Source organism: Candidatus Enterococcus moelleringii (assembly GCF_017377575.1).
In the GTDB taxonomy this organism is placed as follows: Bacteria; Bacillota; Bacilli; order Lactobacillales; family Enterococcaceae; genus Enterococcus_A; species Enterococcus_A moelleringii.
Map to the genome: position 1 here is coordinate 47,187 of NZ_JAFREM010000019.1, position 14,748 is coordinate 61,934.

At 40.5% G+C, this 14,748-nt stretch carries 16 protein-coding genes and 1 pseudogene; 7 read left to right on the plus strand and 10 right to left on the minus strand.

Annotated features, from left to right (window positions below; genetic code table 11):
* Nucleotides 1–36 precede the first annotated feature (36 nt).
* From JZO70_RS13175 to JZO70_RS13220, 10 genes and pseudogenes are all read right to left on the minus strand, one after another.
* A pseudogene (locus JZO70_RS13175) lies at nt 37–717 on the minus strand (PstS family phosphate ABC transporter substrate-binding protein); the annotation flags it as partial.
* A 39-nt stretch (nt 718–756) separates the two neighbouring features.
* Nucleotides 757–1,257: a hypothetical protein gene (locus JZO70_RS13180; protein ID WP_207674051.1), complete on the minus strand. Its 501-nt coding sequence runs from the start codon at nt 1,255–1,257 to the stop codon at nt 757–759.
* A 28-nt stretch (nt 1,258–1,285) separates the two neighbouring features.
* Nucleotides 1,286–1,633, minus strand: coding sequence for a hypothetical protein (locus JZO70_RS13185; RefSeq protein WP_207674052.1), 348 nt, complete (start codon nt 1,631–1,633; stop codon nt 1,286–1,288).
* Nucleotides 1,634–2,015: 382 nt separating this feature from the next.
* Nucleotides 2,016–2,732: a winged helix-turn-helix domain-containing protein gene (locus JZO70_RS13190; protein WP_207674053.1), complete on the minus strand. Its 717-nt coding sequence runs from the start codon at nt 2,730–2,732 to the stop codon at nt 2,016–2,018.
* A gap of 55 nt (nt 2,733–2,787) precedes the next feature.
* The gene (locus tag JZO70_RS13195) at nt 2,788–3,015 is read right to left on the minus strand and encodes a hypothetical protein (protein WP_207674054.1); all 228 of its coding nucleotides are present in this window, start codon (nt 3,013–3,015) and stop codon (nt 2,788–2,790) included.
* A 17-nt stretch (nt 3,016–3,032) separates the two neighbouring features.
* Entirely contained in the window at nt 3,033–6,125 is a 3,093-nt protein-coding gene (locus JZO70_RS13200) for a WxL domain-containing protein (protein WP_207674055.1), read from the minus strand.
* Nucleotides 6,118–6,516 (minus strand): EF2685/EF0750 family sortase-dependent surface protein, encoded by a 399-nt coding sequence (locus JZO70_RS13205; RefSeq protein WP_207674056.1) that lies wholly within the window; start codon nt 6,514–6,516, stop codon nt 6,118–6,120. Before JZO70_RS13205 ends, JZO70_RS13200 begins: the two co-directional genes overlap by 8 nt.
* 5 nt (nt 6,517–6,521) lie before the next feature.
* On the minus strand, nt 6,522–7,571 hold the full coding sequence (locus JZO70_RS13210) for a WxLIP family cell surface protein (protein WP_207674057.1): 1,050 nt from the start codon (nt 7,569–7,571) through the stop codon (nt 6,522–6,524).
* 65 nt (nt 7,572–7,636) lie between these two features.
* A complete protein-coding gene (locus JZO70_RS13215; protein ID WP_207674058.1) occupies nt 7,637–8,329 on the minus strand; it encodes a WxL domain-containing protein in 693 nt (230 codons plus the stop codon).
* Nucleotides 8,330–8,762: 433 nt separating this feature from the next.
* Nucleotides 8,763–9,872, minus strand: coding sequence for a tyrosine-type recombinase/integrase (locus JZO70_RS13220; protein ID WP_207674059.1), 1,110 nt, complete (start codon nt 9,870–9,872; stop codon nt 8,763–8,765).
* Between the two features lie 956 nt (nt 9,873–10,828).
* On the opposite strand from JZO70_RS13220, the gene JZO70_RS13225 reads away from it, so the two are divergent.
* From JZO70_RS13225 to JZO70_RS22705, 7 genes are all read left to right on the plus strand, one after another.
* On the plus strand, nt 10,829–11,527 hold the full coding sequence (locus JZO70_RS13225) for a hypothetical protein (RefSeq protein WP_207674060.1): 699 nt from the start codon (nt 10,829–10,831) through the stop codon (nt 11,525–11,527).
* Nucleotides 11,528–11,547: 20 nt separating this feature from the next.
* On the plus strand, nt 11,548–12,273 hold the full coding sequence (locus tag JZO70_RS13230) for a hypothetical protein (RefSeq protein WP_207674061.1): 726 nt from the start codon (nt 11,548–11,550) through the stop codon (nt 12,271–12,273).
* Nucleotides 12,274–12,649: 376 nt separating this feature from the next.
* The gene (locus tag JZO70_RS13235; RefSeq protein WP_207674062.1) at nt 12,650–12,865 is read left to right on the plus strand and encodes a DUF1659 domain-containing protein; all 216 of its coding nucleotides are present in this window, start codon (nt 12,650–12,652) and stop codon (nt 12,863–12,865) included.
* 11 nt (nt 12,866–12,876) lie between these two features.
* The gene (locus tag JZO70_RS13240; protein WP_207674063.1) at nt 12,877–13,095 is read left to right on the plus strand and encodes a DUF2922 domain-containing protein; all 219 of its coding nucleotides are present in this window, start codon (nt 12,877–12,879) and stop codon (nt 13,093–13,095) included.
* Between the two features lie 51 nt (nt 13,096–13,146).
* Nucleotides 13,147–13,536 (plus strand): hypothetical protein, encoded by a 390-nt coding sequence (locus tag JZO70_RS13245; protein ID WP_207674064.1) that lies wholly within the window; start codon nt 13,147–13,149, stop codon nt 13,534–13,536.
* 29 nt (nt 13,537–13,565) lie between these two features.
* A complete protein-coding gene (locus JZO70_RS13250; protein ID WP_207674065.1) occupies nt 13,566–14,294 on the plus strand; it encodes a DUF2922 domain-containing protein in 729 nt (242 codons plus the stop codon).
* A gap of 91 nt (nt 14,295–14,385) precedes the next feature.
* The gene (locus JZO70_RS22705) at nt 14,386–14,499 is read left to right on the plus strand and encodes a putative holin-like toxin (protein ID WP_347565146.1); all 114 of its coding nucleotides are present in this window, start codon (nt 14,386–14,388) and stop codon (nt 14,497–14,499) included.
* The last annotated feature ends 249 nt before the right edge of the window (nt 14,500–14,748 follow it).

The window sequence follows — 14,748 nt, forward strand, 5'->3', positions numbered from 1 at the left end:
ATCGATCCTGAACAGTACCGCCTGACAAAATGATTCTCACTCAATTTCTTCTGTCAAAGTCAGATTCACCGGCACATACCCAGTCTCTTCAACCAAATATTGCCCTTCCTCAGACAACATCCATTCAATCAGCAGCTTTATATTGCCGGCAGGTTCCCCATTCGTTGCCGCGTAAATTTGTTCATCAAAGTAATACCGCTCTTTAGAAATTGCTCCGAAGGACGGATATACTCCATCTATGTTTAGCATTTTTACTTGTTTGTTGGGATACATCGTTTCAGCCAGATAATGCTTCGCGTAACCCAAACCATTTTGATCCGAAGCAAGCTGCTTCATCAGACTACTAGCTTCAAATAACTCATCCTCTGGTAAATAATAAGGGTTTAGACTAGGTGCGTATTCCTGCAATAGTATCTGCAATCCATCTGGCCGCTCTGATCTATTTGTTAACTGATAGGCAATAATGTCGCCGCCGTCCTCCCAACCAAGCGTCTTCCATTTCGTTGTTTTTCTGGAATAAATATTCTCTAACTGCTGACTAGTCAGATTATTAATCGGATTAGACGTATTTGTTAAAAAGACAAGACCATCTCTAGCAACTTCTTTATATGCTAACTCCACACCCGCTTTCCATGCTTCCTCTTCTTGTTCCCGAGGAATCCAACCACTAATAAAAATGATCTCTCGCTCACCAGAAATAAGGGCTTGCAGCGCCTCAGTCTTGCTTGAGTAAGCAACGACATCAGAAGAATAGCTTTACTCATCGTAAATCGCTTGAGCGACTGCTGCATATAAAGGATACAAAGCAGGCTCACCATCTAATCGAGGTAAATCACTATCTATCGTAAGCATGGATGGCTCTTCCAGACTGGCAAGCTTCGTTGCTTCTGAAAAAGGCGCGTAGCTGCTCAAATCAAGGGGAACAGGATCTTCTTCAACAACAGGAGGAGCTGGGTAGAAGCTGCCATCGACGGCTGGAATCAGCAGGATTCCTCCCAACACCGCGACTAACGCTATAACAACCGTTGATTTTCTGAACTTCTGATGCTTCCGCCACACCAGTACCAACAGCAAGACGCAGACACACGAAAGCAGAGTGAAGGGCAATATCCCCAGCATATTATCGATAACTGACAGTTCAGACAAATAATCTAATTCAGAAATTAGCCGACTGCACTTATTTACTATTGAAAACGTAATAAACACCCGAAATTGCGTGTAGATTATTTTTCGAATCGTTTTCATTTTTATCTTCATCACAATAATGCTCCTTAACATTGGGAAGCTAAACAAACGGAATACCAGCTAGCACATCACCAACATAACTACAGATAACATAATACAAAACGTAAAAGAACGGATTACACATGATGATAGTAACGATCACTAACAGCTTGCCCAATAAATGCTTATTCATACTCAACTCTAAGTAAAATGTACCGATTACCGCTCCGATTCCTGGCAAAAAGAAGCAGACTGTCGTTAAGACAAACGCAAAGATTTCTGGCGCATCAAAAAAATTGACTGAGACTGTCTCGACAAATATAAACAACAGCACAGGACCGGCTAGCAACAGCAAAAAACCAATAAACGGGAAGGCTTGAATCCATCTACTCTCCTTCAGCTTTTCCATACAAATCCCCCAGATCCCTCTATTATGTACTCTTCCATAATCACTAATATTATAAAGTGATTGTTCATGTTAACCAGCTATTTTTTTGATTATACGCATTATACCATTGGTTTATTATTATTTTCTCCCGTTTTTAAATGACATTCGCAATTAATCTAATCCCTCTGCTATTACACAAGCATCCAAGTTAAAACGATTAGGAAAGACAGGACTTCTTACTACCACAAATCTTAAGATCAAATTTCCCTTCTTTCTGGCAGGTTAGTCTGCAATGTCTATTTCGTACAAAAAAGTCAGAGATTCTTCCCTGATTCACTTTTCTTTACTAACCATTCATTTACTGCAACTTCGAGATAAAGAAAATGACTCTTCAATTGAAAAGTCATTCCACTGCTTCTTGATTATAAAAATGCAACAATTTTGGTGATAGCTGATAACCATATCCCCAGATGGTCTTAATCATCTCATCCTGAAAACCGGCTTCAGATAATTTGAGTTTTATCCGCTTAATCAGAACAGATATCTGAGTCAGATGAGAATTGTTAGGTTCATCCTTCCACAAATAGTGGCACATGTTTTCACGAGAAACCATTCCATTCTCGCTTTCCAGCAGACAGTTAAAGGCTAGGCGTTCTTTTTTAGTTAGATTGCCTTTAAATTCTGCCAAGCTATTTGGTGTATCCTCCCTTTGATAAAGGAAGACAACATTATCATGGTCATTCTTCCTACGCTGCACTAATTGAACCGCCAGCTGTTCCCGAATCACATCCAAGCTTTGCCCATCATAAATCCAAGTATCGATTCCCATTTCCCGCAAGGCATCCTGCTCTTCCCTCGATGGTTCCCGTATAAATTTGCGAATGGTTAGGTTGTCCTCGTAGGTAACATACGTTAGCAGCTCCCGTACTTCCTGATCATTCAAGGTCTCGCTGAAAATAATCGCCTGATAACTCTGAATCATCTGAAACCGATTCAGCTGATTCCGCAGCCGCTTCAACATCGTCACCGAACAAAATACTTCATAATTCAAGTGCTGCAGCTTTTCCTGCAGCTTCTGTTCTACCATTAGATTCTTGGTTAGAATTAATAACGGACGCATGGACTTCACTTCCTTTCATTTCTAAAAAGCAAAAGGGGAGAACCTCCCCTTTGCATTAAGCTAAAAAGTAATTCAATTGAGCCTGCCAATCTAGGTACAAAAAGATCGCCGCAGCAATTGCCAGCAGCATCACAAACAATAATCCGCAATCCACTAGCAATACCGTCGATTTCTTCTCATACTGCAGCCGTAAACGACTGTCTTTGATAAAAAAGAGCAAAAAGCTCACCAGCCCCGCAATCGCCAGAAAGCCGAATACCCCCAACCACATTGGAATCGTCATCTACATTCTCCTCCCCATTATGGTGTGTCGTTTAAGGACCAGGTTAACTTGGCCTTGTAGACTCTTCCTTTTTTACCTGCATTTGGCGGTAGATTTAGAGAAATTTTGTCAAAAGGCATCCTCAACTGCCAAGTATCCATTCCTTGATTAGCCTGAGCAGTAACTAAGGTCGTTTCTGTCTGGCCAACTTCCAGTGAAACATCCGTATTATTCACCGCAGGCACATCAGGTCCTGTTGGCGATACATCCACTGTTTCTTGAGGAGTATCTCGATCATTCACTCGTTCCATTGATAGATTCTGCATTCTTATTTTCGCACCTTGACTGTAAGGCATAATACCTTCCTGATTTGAAAAATCAGAAAGCTTTGCTGTTAATTTCCACCCCGTACTTGTGGGCCTATCGTCACGTAAACGTGTGTAAAAACCTTTTGTTTTTACATTCGTGTTAGTCTGGTAATCGATGTCTTCTAGACTATAGGTTTGAGCTGTATTCGATTGAGACTTCACTCCGTAATTCAGATAAATAGGAACAGATGTGATTGCCATGTTATCGTAATCTTTGGGTGTAAATGTTTGCTCATCATCTAGAATTTGAACGGCACCTTTAGACTGATTCGCATACGGACTCGTAATAGTATCATCTTCCCAGTTCAAATCTCCTGTTGCTTCCAACCATTCGTCCGGATCTCCGATAGCGGTCGTTTTGAATGTGATAGCGATAGTATCTTTGTGATCTAAATCACCTATAGTATTTGTGATTTCCAGATCGTTTATAGTCGGTGCAAGAGCTCCATTCTTCCAAACCTTGATGCTTCCCGGAACGATTGTCAATCCAGAAGGTAAGTTCAACTTTGCTTCAACATTTTCTGCTTTCTTTGTTGTCCGATTGGTGATGTACCATTGCCATTCTACCTCTTTACCGCTATTAAATTTATAATTATTGATAGGCTTTAGTTCATTGTCTAGTACACTTACAGTAAAAAATTTGATCTTTCCGTCAAATTTTTTAGTTCCAGAAGTAGCCCCCTCAACCAATTGTGAACCATTGTATTTAAAATTGATTTCCTGATTATCTAAGGATTCATAAGTAACATTCGACAATAAAATTTTGTCTCCATCATAGGATAAAGTTGGTGTAGGAACAATACCAGGTACCATGGATGCAAATAACCCCTGATGAGCGGTTGTTCTCAAGATATCAACTACCGCCTCACCACTATCGGAAATAGGCGGTACAGGTATAGATATTAACTGATGCTCTGCTTCTAATCGATCTAACTTTGTCAAATTATTAGCACTAGTAATATCTTTCAAGTGATTGTACGAGCATTCTAAAACCCACAGATTCGTATTTGCACTCACATCCAAACTAGTTAAGGAATTACTTGAGCAGTTTAGCCAAATTAGATTTGTATTTTCACTAATATCTAAAACAGGCAAGAGATTATTATCACAGAATAAATAGCTCAAGTTTATATTCGTGCTTACATCCAAGTTGCTTAGCTGGTTCCCATTAGCAGTTAATTGCTCCAATGCTATTGCTCCGCTTAAATTTAAGTTTGTGATATTATTACCCCTACAATTTAGCTGAACCAATTTATTCATGTTGTGAACGTCCAGACTGGTAATTTTGTTATTACCACAATCTAGAATTTGTAATTCTGTCGCACCAATCACATTAAGAACCGACAACTTAAACCCTTCCTGACAGTATAGTTCTCTTAAAGCAGTGTTTGTACTCACGTCTAAACTGGTTAGCGAAGAACAAACCCTGGCACTCAAAATTCTTAGTTTAGTTAGACCAGTAACATCCAAACTACTTAATTGTCCGCTGAAATCACAATTTAAATCTGTTAACTCAATGTTCGCTGTTAAGTCCAAGCTACTTAATTGAGAACTATAGGAGCAATCTAATTTTTGCAATTTTACATTTGCACTCAAATCTAAGTTATTGAATGGATTTACTCCACACGTCAATGTCACTAAATTTTGATTAGCACTTAAGTCTAAGTTGTTTAGATTATTGTATGAACAACTTAATGATAACAATTTTGGAGACGAACTTAAGTTTAAGCTGCTTAGTTGGTTTCCCATACAGCTCAAACCTGTTAAATCCTGGTTCGCACTTAAGTCTAGATTACTAATCTGATTATTAGAACAATCTATGCTTAACAACTTTGGAGATGAACTTAAGTCCAAGCTGCTTAGTTGGTTTCGATTACAGTTCAAACTGGTTAAATTCTGGTTCGCACTTAGGTCTAGATTAGTAATTTGATTAAAATAGCAATCTAGAATTTCTAATTTAGGACTTGTACTCAAATCTAAATTGACAATTTTATTTCCTCTACACTTCAATGATGTCAAATTTGAGTTAGCGCTCAGATATAGATTAGTAATTTGACTATCGTTACAATCTAAAACAGTTAACTTATGATTTTCACTTAAGTCTAAGCTACTTAATAGGGTACTAGAACAAGTTAACTCAGTTAGTTCTGGCAAAACACTTACATCGATTTCAGCTATTTGGTTGCGTGAACAATCAAATTTTTTTAAATTTTTAGCATACTCTATCCCTTTAATACTATTGAGATTTCGCGAAGGCACAGATAAATTCGTCAAACTTTCCATAAAATCATCAGTTATTTGTGTTGGTGCACCATAGTATGTTCGAAGTGCATTCGCAAGATTTTTATCAATATCATACGGCGTAGAATCACCTAGTGACCCTTCTGTCAAAACAGTTCCAGCCATTGGCATAACTCCACCCATGGTTTCGATACTTTGGTTAGTAATTTTCGACTGTTCTTCAATTGCAGCAACAGAATCTATTGAAAGGCCGTCTGATTCATTTTCTAAATCTGATGCAGGTGCCACTGATCCAGTAGTACTCTCAGGTACATCCTGAGAAATATTACTGGTAGAACTATCGGTGGACACTTGACTCTGTGCATTATCCTGATACTCCTTCAACGGATCTTCTACCTTTGAAGGAATCGTGGTCTCCCCTACTGGCACATCCTGAATTGTTTCGGCGATAACTGGGGAAGTAGGAAACAATGGGATGCTCACAAGTAAGACACAAACTAACATTCTTAGTTTCTTACGCATTCTCTTCCTCCTCTCTCAGACGAGTAAAGAGAAACAACCAAAAACAACTGGCAATACAGGCAAGTCCGATTGCTCTTAGGAAGACCGTTTGCCGCTGTTCTCCGGTTTTCGGCAAGGTTCCTCGACTGGCTGCTTGTGATTGATCTGGTTGGGTTTGATACCTGGTCTGGCCTAAAGTTACCGGTAAAACATTATCAATCGGCACTGGTTCATAGGGTGCCGGATCATTTGGGTTCGGTGTTGGTGACGGGTCTGGACTCGGTGCAGGTTGTTCATCCCGAAAACCAATACCGACACTGGTTTCTTTTGATTCTATATCTTCGCCAAATACTGAGGTGGGGAACAGCGCACAGGAAATGGTCAATACTAATAGTAGCTTTTTCCCTTTCACATTCCTCACTTCCTCCCTTCATTCCATTGACGCTGACGCCGTACTAAGTAAACAATTAAGCCAATTAAGCCAATCAATAAGCCAGCTGCTACCCACGGTACCCAAGCTGGTACAATGATCTTGAAGACCGTCTCTTCATTAACCTTATCTGCTTGCTCGCGACCCACGGTAAATTCTTCTTCCCATTTCCAAGTTCGATCATCTCCTGTAGCTTCACCGGTAAAGACATAGGTACCCGGCGTAAAACGTTCGACTCCCAATGGTAACTGAAAGTCAAAGTTTGAATTAGGCGCTACTGAAAAATTACTTTGTTCTTGTTCAGCCATGACGTCTTTTTCACCTTTACGGGTGACTTTTCCTTTAATTGTCATCTCCTGCAGAACTTTGGGTTGGTCATTTTGAATGTTGGCCGCAATAATTTTTCGACCATTAAATAGGGTCAAGTCGACATTTTTTAAATGCAACTCTGCCCCATGATTAAAGGTCGTCTCATCTTCAGTTAACATCACCGCAATCACACGAGCAAACTCAGGTACTAGCCCGGTTTGATCACTCTCGCTCTCCTCAGCTTCCCGCAGAAAACGGATTGAACCCAGTTTTACACCAGCATATGATTCTTTTGGCGGCGTAATTTCGAAGGCTACAATCTTTTCTTCAAAGTTTGCGACGGTGACTTCTTTGACACCATCTTGCACTTTGACGAAACTGGTAATTGGATTGCTTAAACTTTTATCCAACTTAGGTTTTGCTTGGGCATAGTCAATCTCACCGACTGAACTACTTACGGCATCATGGATAGCTACTTTTACGGTTACAGGATCTTCCTGTGTGCTTATTACCTTAACCTCAATTGTTTGCGGCTGCTCTGGTGTAGTTTTCAGGTAGAAAAAAGTGTATTTCTTATCCACTTGGTTCTCAGGAATAATGCTTTCTACCGTATACCCCGCTCCACCCTGAGCATCATCCGCAGCGTAGCTTGTAGCTGAGAACAGAAAAAAGCCTATAATCATGATACTGCTAAAAAATATACGATTGATTGTCTTCATTTGCCTCATACCGACGTCCTCCTCCAATAAAAAAGGGGAGAGGAGACGCCCTCCTGCTCCTCTTTTTGTGTCCATTAAATCGAATTGGACAATGTCCAAGTCATTTTGCCTTTGTATTGATGGCCTTTTTGAGCAATATTTGCCGGAACACTTAGCTTAATGTTTTTCATTTCCATAGCTGTATTTCCTTCAAAAGAAGTGACATTATTACTAACATCTCCATCTTCCATCACTGTAATGGCTGTCGCTGTCGAATTCGCATTGATAGTATAGCTTGTAGCCATGGTTGCTGAATGTGAACCCGCTGCAGCGATTCCACCGGATGCCATACCTGGATCAAGTGTTCCTGAGTAATCATGCATGTCAGTATCAAATTTCAATACCGCACCAGTTAATTTTGTTGTTGCAGAAGTTGTACTAACTAGGTCAGATACTCCTGCAGTTAGTTTCCACTCAACTTCTGGATCGCTGGAACCATGTGGACGACTATCTTCAACAACCGCATATTTTTTCCCAGTAGCTGGTGCAGTGGTATCCACTTCGCTGAATTCTACATTCGCCGTTTTGTTTACCATGTTGCTTGTACCAAAGTCCAACTCAGTTGGTACCCAACGGAGTTTTAAAAGTCCAGTCTCACCTGGATCAGTATGGGTGCCAAACCCGATCCCAACTTCTGTATCTGCTGCATAAGATGTTACTCCGCCCAACACTACTACACCCAAAACACTCGCGCTCGCTAGTAAACCAGCCAATAATTTCCTTTTCATTACATTTTCCCCTTTTCCTTTTTATAAAAATTATTTATATCAAATGGTACTTCTCCATTGATACCAAACTAATCTGTAAAAATGATCGTGCTAAATGATCGTGCTATAATAGTAGAGATTGCTTTTTTTATTCCTGTTAGTATGAAAAACAGGATACGGACAAATACTGTTGTGACGGGCCTATTCCCACTTCTTGACCAAGTATTCTGACCACTATAGACTTATGAAAATTTTCATAAAATAACAAAAAGTTTTTTTGGTAGGTCTAAATTTTAGAATTTCAGCAAAATTGGAAATTTGAGAAGATTTTTTGGGTGAAATTTTGGAATGAATGAGAATTTTTTTGAAGAGCTGGGAAGTAAAACGTTTACCTAAAAAAATGCAAAAAAAGGGAGGGGTAAGGAGTGGAAAACCACTTTTTGAAAACGTTTAATTAGGCAATTGCCTGATCCATCGCCATAATTGCGGCAATTTTCTGATCCTGATTAGAATGCGCATAGGTGTCAAGAGTCATCTTCGTTGATGAATGCCCTAACAACTGGCTAACCGACATAATATCGGCATTTGTTTCTAAACAGCGGGTCGCAAAGGTATGCCGCAGTTGATGGAAATGAACCGTCAATAACCCAGCTTTCTCACGTATTTTATGAAAGTGATAGGTTAACAGTCGTGGCTCACAGGGTTTGCCGTTGGTTGTAAACACGAATGTTGCCCCGTTTGCTTGCTTCTTCAATTCCAGCAATAGCTTTTTGATTGATTTACTCATGGGAATAATCCGTTGTGCCGCCCTTGTTTTGGCACTGCCTAGCTGCAATTCGGTCTTGTTTCCATCCACCAGCACCCGTTGATAAGTATTGTTTACGTAGATTAAGGACTGATCGAAGTCCACTTCCTCCCAGGTTAATGCAGCGATTTCACCAATCCGCATACCGGTTCCCATAGCTAAGGTAACTGATTGAGCCCGTACATCGTCTTGAGCATCCACCACTTCTTGAAGACGTTTTTGTTCCTTCAGCGTTAAAGCTTGGACTTTTTCTTTGACCGGCTTTGGTAACGGAAAACCCTCACACGGGTTTACCTCAAGTATTTTTTGCTTTACGGCTTGATCCAATATCTGTTTTAGTAAACGAAAGACAACTTTGATACTGCTCCAAGCTAGTTCACGTTGGTATCGCCAAGCTTCAATCGCCTTAGCAATTGCTTGATCGTCAATTTGGTATAAGGACAACCTCCCCAGATTTTCCCATAAATATTCTTTTAGTTTATGCATGTAACTGGCATAAGTGGCGGCTTTCACGGTAGCTTTCTTCTCCTCCACCCAATATGCGCTCCAATCCTTGAAGGACATGATGCTTTTTCCATATAGGCGCATCATGATCTCGGCACTTTTCTTAATCGGTTCAAGCAATTCTTTAACTTCATCATAACTGTCACCATATACGGAGCCGTAGATTAATTTTCCTTTTGCAGTTCTTCCTTTGTGGTACCTGCCCTCCCATCGCTCATCACAGCGCAGGTAAATACACTCTCCAGTGCGTCCCATAAAATAATCTCCCCTTTACATATTAATCGATTCGTTGACCAAGAAACCTGACCAAGTAAAAATTGAGTGTGCTTTGTCAGTTCTTATAGACGAAAAAACCTTTCCAACTATTCAAAACAAAATATTTTTCACATCTTACAAATTTAATGTTGCTTTCTTAATTATTTTATTTTATAATTTTAACGAAAAGTGGTTTTAATATCATCATCAACACAACAATCGGTGTGCAATAGCTTCGATTTCCTGTTTTTCATACGAACATGAAAAGATCGAACCTTTAAATCTCTCAATTTAAATGTACACATTTTATTAATGTTTAACAAGCTTAGACAGGTTAAAAATTAAAATAACCTTAGTTATTTTAAAAGTGTCGGAATTTTCCGGCACTTTTTGATTGAATTCGGGTCAATTCTGATGAGAGACGTTTAGTCTAGCGATCTATTTACTACTTCATTTTCCTACTATTTTAAATAAATAAACCTTTTGTTTACAATTATGAAAATACTGTTCATTATTTTAAACTCAAAGATGACTTCTTTTTTATAACGCAAGTTATCTTCATTTGCTAGAGAAAAAAAGCCGAAATATCCTGGATTGTCATTATTTTATAAATGGCGAGCTCTTGTCATTATTGGCTTTCTTTCACTTCCCCCTTCTATCTCAAGAAAATCTCACTAATACATTAAAATAATTCTAAAAGCGACTTTTGAAATATGGCAAATTCTTTTCGGCTGCTCACTTCCTAAATTACTGCTTCGATAATAAACACTTCATAACGTAATTTGCACCCAGATAACGACTTTCAGTTTCAGATTTATCTAAAAATGTTATCTGAGGCTTGTTCTCCCCCTATGAACGACAGATAATAACTATGGTTATTTAATTAAGAATGCCTCTTTACAAGTAATCATTTTTCCTTATACTGATAGAAAAAAGCTATTGAAGGGGTGCATTACATGATTAATTCTTTACGTAAGCAATTATTAAAGGGGACAACATTGAAAGGAACCAAACTCTCGGAGGATTGGCTGCAGCTACTGGAAATCTCCATGGAGTATCGTTCTTATAATTTGGAGAAAATAACCGCCCTATTGGAGCTGCCATGTGATCTGGGGACGCTGGTAGTACGGGATTGGGAGACGGAAATTGCGGATGGGAAGCCGCTGGAGGTCTTGGAAGGCTATTGTTTGGCGCATCGGCTGGTTCAGCCAGAATTGAAACCGCTATCCGATAGTAGTGTTTCCTTTGTTCGATCTGAATTTACGCTATTTCAACTAAATGACTCAATTTGGTTGAATCCTTTAGATATCCATCACCTACATATGCAAGGAAGGCGTTGTTTGATTGAGTTGGCAAATGGGTTGGGTTTGGATGTCGGTGTTCTTGAAGAAGGGATCATTCAGTTGGCGAGTCAGGCGGCTTACGAGCTGGCTTGTCTCCATGGGGCAGGTCAGATGGATTTGTCGCCAGTGGATTATTTGCGGCTTCCGGGGGTTCCTTTTGGGGATACTTTGCGTAAGCAGCCGCTTTTGTCGGGCTGGTTGTTGCCTCCAGGCGATTATTTGTCACCGAATCAGCTGGATTGTCCGCAGGAATTGGCGTGGCGGAAGCTTTTGTCTGAGTATGCCTTCTCCCCTGCTCTGGTTAGGGTCTGAGATGGATGGGGGTGAATGGGATGAATGCGTGGCCGAAAAACAAATTAGCAGGAAAATATTTGAACAGTAAGACGTTTTCAGAGGATTGGGCGTATGTTTTGGAGAATGCTTCGGTGTTTAATTATTGGCGAATGGGTGAGATCAGCTTGGTCCATCCAATTCCCAACGATCTGGGTACGCTTGTCTTACTTGATGATGTTCCTTATCAGGCGAAGGAGGGGCCTTTAGATCTGATCGAGCGTTTCTTTAAGCTCCATCGTTTGATGGATTATCAGCTGATGCGGCGCACCTGCGAGTCGTTGCCGGCGTTACCCTCTCGAAAAGTGCCGATTGTAAATACCCACTTTAGTTTATTTCCAACTGAATTGCCTGAAGATTCCGTTTGGCTCAATCCTTTGGCAATTACCCATTCAGAGGAGCATAAAATGAATTGTCTAGTAGAATTGACCTGCGGGCTTTCTGTGGAGCTGCCTGTTCACCATAAGACGTTGATTCGTTTATCGAATAAAGCTGTCTATGCTTTAGCGATTTATCGGCGAGATTATTCGGCCACCTTATTGACAGATGGCCGACCGTTGGAATATGTGGCCCTGCCCGCTACCCCTTTTGGTCATCTACTAAGCAAGCAGGAGTTTTTACAGGACTGGCTGTCGACGCCGGGAGAATTTTTTAACCATTACAAGCGTCAGGAGTATCTGCAGTGGTATCGTTCGTTAAGCGAGAGTGACTTTGACTCGCTGGACTGACTACCTGGTCCTATCAGAAGTGATTCTGGTAGGATTTTTTGTGCTTTAGATAAAAATTCGAGCTTTCCCGCTTGACGTCTCCCTACCCCATTTGTTATTTTTTAGGCTTCTTCCGATAAATGATACATCCCTTATACCTGTTAAAAGTCTATCATATCAAGCATAATCCCCTTTTCCCCCTTAAAATCCCTAAGTGTCCCCAGCACCCTAGAAAAAAACTTTTAGTAAATTTTACTTTGCGATTAAATCAACGTTTCAAAAATTCTTCTGGACAATAACTATAGGTTTCGGGACACTTAGCCATTTTGTTCTTTTTTCCTGATCTGTTATCTTTTAGTCACCGGCCGGAACAAAAAACTTTAGGAGGAATCGTGAAATGATTCAACAATTGGGAACCAAACTACAAGTACAAATCGAACAAGAAGGCGAAGACAAACAAAAGAAAGTCAACTTTAGTAACGTCATTTCTAACCCAGTCGAAGCCGACATCGTGAAACTAGGCGAAGTGATGGCAGATCTGGGACAAGAAGGAAGTTCATTGGATAGTGTCATCGTTACTAACCAAACCCGTGTCACTAAGAATATCGAATAAAGGAGAAGCTTATGCCAGAAACAAAATTAGTCGTCCGCTTCCGAAACGAACAGGACAAGATCCACTCTTGGAGCTATGACAAGCCTAACACTAGTAAAACCCCCGCTGAAATCAAAGCAGCGATGGAAGAACTAACAGAATTACACCTATTTAAAAAGCACGGCATTCACTTATTCACCTCAGTTGTGAGTGCAGAATTCGTGACTGTCCAAGAAACAAAACTATTCTAAAAACTATTTCCGCGGCTTGATTGCCGCGGAATCTCAAGGAGGAAAAATATCATGACTGATCTACCATTTACCCAATATCAGGTCTTCCATTCCAAAGCCAAGACCTTAAGAGAACAAATTACTGCTTATTATCAGGAAACGCAAAATAGTTCAGTGACCATCCAGCTGTTATTAGCTATGAGAATCCGGAACCAGTTGGGTGAGCAAGATTTTGAATTGTTTTTGAAAGATTTAGTGCGCCATTTATTTAGTAAAACCACGGTCAATCGTGCGCTACGCCGCTACTTCTATTTCTTTAGCGAGTATTTTGAAGAAACTGAGTGGGCAATGATGACAGCCAGATGTTTTCCGCCTGCCTATGGAAGTACCGATTTAACGGAAGTTACTGAAGCAACTGTGCCTGTCACTGGAACCGAATCCTACCTCTCGGAGAGTTCCTGAAAAAAACTAATTTAAGGAGAGAAAAACCTATGTTAAAACTAGCAACTGTATTCGAAAATGCCGCCGGTAAAAACCACCGCTGGTCTTACAATGATCCAAACCCAAACAAAACACCTGAACAAATCAAAGCAGCGTTGGAAACACTGACGACGTTGAACTTATTCCAAAAGGACGGCGTACGCCAATTCTGTAAAGTCGTTTCTGCGAAATTCGTAGAAACTATTGAAACACCGATCTTTGACTTAAGCAATCAGGCAGAAACTTATGTCGCAGATCCTAACAATGCCTTTGCTCCATTTATTATTGCCGATGAAGTAACCCAAGTCTCTGAGCCTGCCAAAGAAGTTGAAGAAATAAAAGCTGTTGTAAAAGAAGTAAGCCGAGAACAAGCTATAGTGAAACCAGCAGAAGTAGCTGTAGAAGCAAAGTCTGCATTAGAAACGATCGAAGCTGCACCAAAATCTGTACTGGAAAAAGCGGGAATCCCTAGCCAAGCGAAAGCTGCATTTATAAACCCAGTGACAGCCCCTTCTGCAAAAGATCCAGTAGTAACATCAGATGTCATCGAAAAAGCTATTAGTAAGTCTGCTTCAGCTGAACAGCTCGAAGATGCTGAAACCGGTCTTGAAGCACCTGTCGCAGAGAGTCCCGCGGTCAAGAAATCGACCAACCCACGAAAAGAAAAAGTCGACCGACTGCGAGCCTATCACGAAGCCAACAAGAAGAAAACGAAAAAAGGGAAAAAGAAAAAACGCTAACTAGCGGCCTTACCCTCTTGTGCAGGAAAGGTGGTGATGCCTACTAACTAAGCAGTGTTTATGGCGATGGCTAAACTCTATCAGAGGAGGGATGCCACATGTTCATCCTAGGAAAGGAACGCTTGCCATGACTGTGTATCAAGCGCTGGCATTAGCAATCGCTTTTGCCAGCCTGATGATCACCATTGACCGACACAAGAAATAACCACTTACTCACACACGGCCATCGTCTTAAACGGTCCAGCCTTGAAGGTGCGTGCGCGCCGCACCTTTGATTTGAGTAAGGATCGGTTATTACTTAGGGCGTCTTTTTCATCTGTGAAGCTGCGCTCTTTGAAAACTACATATTTTGAGGTGTTATAGAACCTGATTTTTTAGGAAATCACCTCTCCTATTCTCCCCAGCAAGTGAATTTTTTTCGATTCATTCAAATTTTTTTGGATTTTTTCGAGAA

Excerpts from the sequence above, each read along its gene's own strand:
- JZO70_RS13180 (WP_207674051.1), bottom strand. The coding sequence starts at position 1,257 with ATGAAGATAAAAATGAAAACGATTCGAAAAATAATCTACACGCAATTT.
- JZO70_RS13185 (WP_207674052.1), bottom strand. The coding sequence starts at position 1,633 with ATGGAAAAGCTGAAGGAGAGTAGATGGATTCAAGCCTTCCCGTTTATT.
- JZO70_RS13190 (WP_207674053.1), bottom strand. The coding sequence starts at position 2,732 with ATGCGTCCGTTATTAATTCTAACCAAGAATCTAATGGTAGAACAGAAG.
- JZO70_RS13195 (WP_207674054.1), bottom strand. The coding sequence starts at position 3,015 with ATGACGATTCCAATGTGGTTGGGGGTATTCGGCTTTCTGGCGATTGCG.
- JZO70_RS13200 (WP_207674055.1), bottom strand. The coding sequence starts at position 6,125 with ATGCGTAAGAAACTAAGAATGTTAGTTTGTGTCTTACTTGTGAGCATC.
- JZO70_RS13210 (WP_207674057.1), bottom strand. The coding sequence starts at position 7,571 with ATGAGGCAAATGAAGACAATCAATCGTATATTTTTTAGCAGTATCATG.
- JZO70_RS13215 (WP_207674058.1), bottom strand. The coding sequence starts at position 8,329 with ATGAAAAGGAAATTATTGGCTGGTTTACTAGCGAGCGCGAGTGTTTTG.
- JZO70_RS13220 (WP_207674059.1), bottom strand. The coding sequence starts at position 9,872 with ATGGGACGCACTGGAGAGTGTATTTACCTGCGCTGTGATGAGCGATGG.
- JZO70_RS13225 (WP_207674060.1), top strand. The coding sequence starts at position 10,829 with ATGATTAATTCTTTACGTAAGCAATTATTAAAGGGGACAACATTGAAA.
- JZO70_RS13230 (WP_207674061.1), top strand. The coding sequence starts at position 11,548 with ATGAATGCGTGGCCGAAAAACAAATTAGCAGGAAAATATTTGAACAGT.
- JZO70_RS13235 (WP_207674062.1), top strand. The coding sequence starts at position 12,650 with ATGATTCAACAATTGGGAACCAAACTACAAGTACAAATCGAACAAGAA.
- JZO70_RS13240 (WP_207674063.1), top strand. The coding sequence starts at position 12,877 with ATGCCAGAAACAAAATTAGTCGTCCGCTTCCGAAACGAACAGGACAAG.
- JZO70_RS13245 (WP_207674064.1), top strand. The coding sequence starts at position 13,147 with ATGACTGATCTACCATTTACCCAATATCAGGTCTTCCATTCCAAAGCC.
- JZO70_RS13250 (WP_207674065.1), top strand. The coding sequence starts at position 13,566 with ATGTTAAAACTAGCAACTGTATTCGAAAATGCCGCCGGTAAAAACCAC.
- JZO70_RS22705 (WP_347565146.1), top strand. The coding sequence starts at position 14,386 with ATGCCACATGTTCATCCTAGGAAAGGAACGCTTGCCATGACTGTGTAT.